A 1,153-nucleotide genomic window follows, 5' to 3' on the forward strand; every position below is an offset into this window, starting at 1 on the left:
GCCGGCCCGGCGGCGAACAGGAGAGGCACATGAGCACCACACAGCCGTTTACGGTCCATATCACGGACGAGGTCTTGAGCGACCTGCGCGAGCGCCTGACCCGCACCCGTTGGGCCGAGGATTTTGCCAACGATGAGTGGGCCTACGGCACCAACGGCGCCTACCTCAGGGAGCTGGTGGCCTACTGGATCGAACACTACGACTGGCGCGAGCACGAAGCCGCGATGAACGCCTTCTCGCACTATCGGACGACGATTGAGGGCATTCCGATCCACTTCATCCACGAGCCCGGCAAGGGTCCACAGCCGATGCCGATCATCCTCAACCACGGCTGGCCGTGGACCTTCTGGGATCTCAACAAGGTCATCCGTCCGCTGGCCGACCCGGCCGCGTTTGGCGCCGACCCGGCCGACTCTTTTGACGTGGTCGTGCCGTCTCTGCCCGGCTATGGCTTTTCCTCACCGCTCGGCGTGCCCGGCATCAACTACTGGCGGACGGCCGACCTGTGGGTCAGCCTGATGCAGGATGTGTTGGGCTACAACCGCTTTGCGGCTCAGGGCGGCGACTGGGGGGCGGCGATTGCCGCCCAGCTCGGCCACAAGTACGCCGACCGCGTCATTGGCGTGCATACCCATGTCATGATCGCCCTCAACGCCTTTTCCGCCCCCCTGACGGATATGCTCGACCCGGCCCTGTACGGTCCCGGCGAAGAGGGCTGGTATGAGCGCAGCATGCACTTTCTGACCGCCGAGACCGGCTATGTGGCGCTGCAAACGACCAAGCCTCAGACCCTGGCCTATGGGCTCAACGACTCGCCGGTCGGGCTGTGCGCCTGGATTTTGGAGAAACGCCGCACCTGGAGCGACTGCGACGGCGAGGTGGAAAAACGCTTCAGCAAGGACGAGCTGCTGACGACCATGACCCTGTACTGGGTGACCCAGAGTTTTGGCGCCTCGGCCCGCTATTATTACGAGGCCGCCCACAACCTGTGGCAGCCGTCGCACGACCAGCGGCCGGTGATCGGTGCGCCAACCGGCGTGGCGGTGTTTCCCAAAGATGTCGTGCTGCTGCCCCGCAAGTGGGCCGAGCAGTACTATAACCTCCAGCGCTGGACGGTCATGCCGGCCGGAGGGCATTTTGCGTCAATGGAAGA

The 1,153-nt window shown here is 64.3% G+C and carries 1 protein-coding gene; it reads left to right on the forward strand.

The window, feature by feature from the left end; translation table 11 throughout:
* Nucleotides 1-29 precede the first annotated feature (29 nt).
* Nucleotides 30-1,153 (forward strand): alpha/beta fold hydrolase (locus J4F42_22720; protein MCE2488337.1); only part of this gene is annotated, 1,124 nt, incomplete at its 3' end.

The organism is Desulfurellaceae bacterium (genome assembly GCA_021296095.1).
Classification (GTDB): Bacteria; Desulfobacterota; Binatia; order Bin18; family Bin18; genus JAAXHF01.